The organism is Streptomyces sp. WELS2 (genome assembly GCF_013870595.1).
Classification (GTDB): Bacteria; Actinomycetota; Actinomycetes; order Streptomycetales; family Streptomycetaceae; genus Streptomyces.
On sequence record NZ_JACBWZ010000615.1, the window covers coordinates 1 to 3871 of the forward strand.

The 3871-nt window shown below is 71.6% G+C and carries 5 protein-coding genes; 4 read left to right on the forward strand and 1 reads right to left on the reverse strand.

Annotated elements, in window-relative coordinates:
- Both H5J33_RS26735 and tyrS read left to right on the forward strand, forming a co-directional pair.
- A partial coding sequence (locus H5J33_RS26735; RefSeq protein WP_181797409.1) for a metallopeptidase TldD-related protein occupies positions 1-1048 on the forward strand: 1048 nt, incomplete at its 5' end.
- 66 nt (positions 1049-1114) lie between these two features.
- Entirely contained in the window at positions 1115-2383 is a 1269-nt protein-coding gene (gene tyrS, locus H5J33_RS26740; RefSeq protein ID WP_181797410.1) for a tyrosine--tRNA ligase, read from the forward strand.
- Positions 2384-2438: 55 nt separating this feature from the next.
- On the opposite strand, the gene H5J33_RS26745 is transcribed toward tyrS, so the two are convergent.
- The gene (locus H5J33_RS26745; RefSeq protein WP_181797411.1) at positions 2439-2723 is read right to left on the reverse strand and encodes a GlsB/YeaQ/YmgE family stress response membrane protein; all 285 of its coding nucleotides are present in this window, start codon (positions 2721-2723) and stop codon (positions 2439-2441) included.
- Positions 2724-2969: 246 nt separating this feature from the next.
- On the opposite strand from H5J33_RS26745, the gene H5J33_RS26750 reads away from it, so the two are divergent.
- Both H5J33_RS26750 and H5J33_RS26755 read left to right on the forward strand, forming a co-directional pair.
- Positions 2970-3377: a DUF3099 domain-containing protein gene (locus tag H5J33_RS26750; protein WP_181797412.1), complete on the forward strand. Its 408-nt coding sequence runs from the start codon at positions 2970-2972 to the stop codon at positions 3375-3377.
- Between the two features lie 238 nt (positions 3378-3615).
- Positions 3616-3840 carry a hypothetical protein gene (locus tag H5J33_RS26755; protein WP_181797413.1) on the forward strand — a complete coding sequence of 75 codons (225 nt, stop codon included), beginning with the start codon at positions 3616-3618 and terminating at the stop codon, positions 3838-3840.
- The last annotated feature ends 31 nt before the right edge of the window (positions 3841-3871 follow it).

A 3871-nucleotide genomic window follows, 5' to 3' on the forward strand; every position in this document is an offset into this window, starting at 1 on the left:
CGCGCCCGCCGAGACCTCCTCCGCGGTGTTCGCCGACTTCGCGCCGGCGCTCGGCGAGGCGTTCGCACGCGCGCGTGCGGGCGGCCGGGAACTGTACGGTTTCGCCAACCACGAGCTGGTGTCGACTTATGTGGGCACGTCCACCGGGCTGCGCCTGCGGCACGACCAGCCCACCGGCACGCTGGAGCTGAACGCCAAGTCCCCGGACCGTGCCCGCTCGGCGTGGACCGGCCGTTCCACCCGGGACTTCAAGGACGTCGACCCCGGCGCGCTCGACGCCGAGCTGGCCGTACGGCTCGGCTGGGCCGAGCGGCGCGTGGAACTGCCCGCGGGCCGGTACGAGACGCTGCTGCCGCCGACCGCGGTCGCGGACCTGCTGATCTACCAGCTGTGGTCGGCCTCCGGCCGGGACGCGGCCGAGGGGCGGACGGTGTTCTCCAAGCCGGGCGGCGGCACCCGGATCGGGGAGCGGCTCGCGGAGCTGCCGCTCACCCTGCGCAGCGACCCGAACGAGCCGGGACTGGAGTGCCCGCCCTTCGTGATCGCGCACTCCTCCGGCGGCGACGAGTCCGTGTTCGACAACGGGCTGCCCGCGCACGCCACGGAGTGGATAAGCCGGGGCGTGCTGAAGCACCTGACGACGACCCGGCACAGCGCGGCCCTGACCGGGCTCCCGGTCGCCCCCGCGCTCGGCAACCTGATCCTGGACGGCGGCGGCGACCGCTCGCTGGAGCAGATGGTCGCGGACACCGAACGCGGACTGCTGCTGACCTGCCTGTGGTACATCCGCGAGGTCGATCCGGCGACCCTGCTGCTGACGGGCCTGACCCGGGACGGCGTCTACCTGGTGGAGAACGGCGAGGTGACCGGGCAGGTGAACAACTTCCGGTTCAACGAGTCGCCGGTGGACCTGCTGGGCCGGGCCACCGAGGCCGGGCGGACGGAGAAGACGCTGCCGCGCGAGTGGAGCGACTGGTTCACCCGGGCCGCGATGCCCGCGCTGCGGATCCCTGATTTCAACATGAGCTCTGTCAGCCCGGGCGTATAACCTCGTAGGCGTTCGTGGTCGGGTGTCACCCGGCTGCCGGAAGATCATCAAGGAGACACGAGAACCGTGACGGACATCGTCGACGAGCTTAAGTGGCGCGGGCTGTTCGCCCTGTCCACCGACGAGGACGCATTGCGCAAGGCGCTCGCGGACGGTCCCGTCACGTTCTATTGCGGTTTCGACCCGACGGCGCCCTCCCTGCACGTGGGGCACCTGGTGCAGGTGCTCACCGTGCGCCGGCTCCAGCAGGCCGGGCACCGTCCGCTGGCGCTCGTCGGCGGTGCCACCGGCCTGATCGGCGACCCGCGCCCGACGGCCGAGCGCACACTGAACGACCCGGAGACGGTGGCCGGCTGGGTGGACCGGCTGCGCGCCCAGATCGAACCGTTCCTGTCCTTCGAGGGCGAGAACGCGGCGATCATGGTCAACAACCTGGACTGGACCGCGGGCCTGTCCGCGATCGAGTTCCTGCGCGACATCGGCAAGCACTTCCGCGTCAACAAGATGCTGACGAAGGACTCCGTGGCCCGCCGTCTGGAGTCCGACCAGGGCATCAGCTACACCGAGTTCAGCTACCAGATCCTGCAGGGCATGGACTTCCTCCAGCTCTACCGGCGCTACGGCTGCACGCTCCAGCAGGGCGGCAGCGACCAGTGGGGCAACCTCACGGCCGGGCTCGACCTGATCCACCGGCTGGAGCCGGAGGCCTCGGTGCACGCCCTGGCCACCCCGCTGATGACCAAGGCGGACGGCACCAAGTTCGGCAAGACCGAGGGCGGCGCCGTCTGGCTCGACCCGGAGCTGACGACGCCGTACGCGTTCTACCAGTTCTGGCTGAACGTGGACGACCGGGACATCTCCCGGTACATGCGCATCCTGTCCTTCAAGTCCCGCGAGGAACTGGAGGAGCTGGAGCGGCAGACCGAGGAGCGTCCGCAGGCCCGGGCGGCGCAGCGGGCGCTCGCCGAGGAGCTGACCACGCTGGTGCACGGCGCCGGCCAGACGGCCGCGGTGATCGCCGCGTCCCGGGCGCTGTTCGGGCAGGGCGAGCTGGCGGAGCTGGACGAGCGGACGCTGGCCGCGGCGCTGTCCGAGGTGCCGCACGCCCGGGTCGCCGAGCTGGCCCCGGTGGTCGACCTGCTCGCCGAGGTCGGCCTGGTGCCCAGCAAGTCCGCGGGCCGGCGGACGGTGAAGGAGGGCGGGGCCTACGTGAACAACGTCAAGGTCACCGCCGAGGACGCGGTGCCCGCCCGGGAGGACCTGATCCACGGGCGGTGGCTGGTGCTGCGGCGCGGGAAGAAGAACCTGGCCGCGGTGGAGGTCGTCTCCGGCTGACGCCGTGAGGCGCGCGTGACGCCGTGAGGTGTGGGGGCGTGGGACGTCCGCGCCCCTACACCCGGGCCCGGTGCTTCCTCTTGCCCAGCGTCGCCATGTAGAGGGCGTCGACGGCCGCGACGATGATGATCGCCGCCACCAGCTGGAAGATGTGCCGGCTCCAGTCGATGCCCTTGGTCTCCGCCACGCCGACCGCGCGGGCGACCGCGTTGCCCACGATGGCACCGAGGATGCCGCAGATGGTCGTCAGCCAGAGGGGGCTGTGCTGCTTGCCCGGGATGACCGCCTTGGCGATGATGCCCAGCACGAATCCCACGATGATCGCCCACAACCAGCCCATGGCTGCCTCCTCGTACGGCTCGACGTGAGCATTACGGCCAGTGTGGGGCGGTGCGCCGTACGGCGCACGTCGGATTGCCCCGTACGCGCCGGGGCCGGGGACGTCGTCGCAGGCAGAGGGCGACCCCGCCTCGATCGTGGCGTGGAGGCGGCGTAACGTGGGGGGTGGCCCGGCCGGGGTTCCCCGCCGGACGCGGACGAGGGTGCGGGCCGGGACGGGTCCGATGCGGGCGGATGGTGAATGGTGATGCGGAAACAGCACGGCGGTGGCGGCCAGGTGTTCCGGATCACCGGCGCGCGGACCGGACTCGCCGAGGACGTCCGGGGCCGGCAGCGGCGGTATGTGATCTCGATGTCGATCCGTACCGTGTCGGTGATCCTCGCGGCCTCGCTGTGGAACGTCGAGCGGTACGTCGCGATCGTCGCGCTCGTGCTCGGCGCGGTGCTGCCCTACATCGCCGTGGTGGTCGCCAACGCGGGCCGCGAGCGGCCGCCGTCGCTTCCGTCGACGTTCGTCACCACGCCGCTGCGCCCGATGATCGCTCCCCCGCCGGCCGAGGACCCACGGGCGGAACAGGTACGCGATTCCGCGCCGCGCGACGTGCCGACCAACCAGGCGGCCGGAGCGGGCGGTGAGCGCCCGGATGCGGTCTGAGCGCGGCGGACGCGGGGACCGCCCGGGCCGCCACCTGGGAGCTCAAGAAAACCTCAGATCAATCTAGCTGTTCCGGTCCCGGGCGATGGGGTAGCCGTGACATACTGCGTAGGCGCTCCGCATCCCCCGTCGGAGCGACGGACCGACGCCGGGCAGCTCCCCCCGTGGCTGCCCGGCGTCGCCTTGTTCTCCGCCCTTTCGTTTTCCGCCCTTCGATCAGACGAACCGAGACGAAACCGTGAGTGACGAAACCCCGATCTGCTCGGCCAAGGGCTGCCGCGCCGCCGCCGTGTGGGTGCTGGCGTGGAACAACCCCAAGGTCCACACGCCGGAGCGGCGCAAGACGTGGCTGGCCTGTGAGGAGCACCGCGAGCATCTGTCGCAGTTCCTCGGGGTGCGGGGGTTCCTGAAGGACGTGGTGCGGTTCGAGGAGTGGCGGGCCGCCGAAGAGACCGGGGCGTAGCGGGCGCCGCCGGGTCCGGTCCCGTGGGGTG